At 64.6% G+C, this 460-nt stretch carries 1 pseudogene; it reads right to left on the bottom strand.

What is annotated here, in order from left to right:
- Positions 1-460: pseudogene (locus tag RM844_RS32605) on the bottom strand (steroid C27-monooxygenase); the annotation flags it as partial.

The raw sequence follows: 460 nt of genomic DNA, 5'->3' as shown, positions 1-460 counted from the left end.
ACTCCCACTGGTCTGGGTGATCGGCGAACGCCATCATTCCCTGGGTGATCGAGTTCCGGGTCGTCTCGTTGCCTGCCACCGCGAGCAGGATGACGAAGAAGCCGAACTCGTCGTCGGAGAGTTTGTGCCCCTCCACGTCGGCCTGCAGAAGCTTGGAGACCAGATCGTCGCCGGGGTTCTTGGACCGCTCGGCCGCCATCTGCATCCCGTACATGATCAGCTCGACCGAGGCGCTGATCGCATCGTTGGTGGCGAACTCCGGGTCCTGATCGCCGACCATCTGATTGGACCAGTCGAACAGCTTCTTGCGGTCCTCCTGCGGTACGCCCATCAACCCCGCGATCGCCTGGAGCGGAAGCTCGCAGGACACCTGCTCGACGAAGTCTCCCGAGCCCTCGGCGGCCGCCGTCTCCACGATCATGCGGGCCCGCTCGGCGAGATCCGCACGCAGGAGTTCGAC

The sequence above is a fragment of the Streptomyces chisholmiae genome, assembly GCF_031845445.1.
GTDB lineage: Bacteria > Actinomycetota > Actinomycetes > Streptomycetales > Streptomycetaceae > Streptomyces > Streptomyces chisholmiae.
This window is presented reverse-complemented; position numbering and strand designations above follow the sequence as displayed.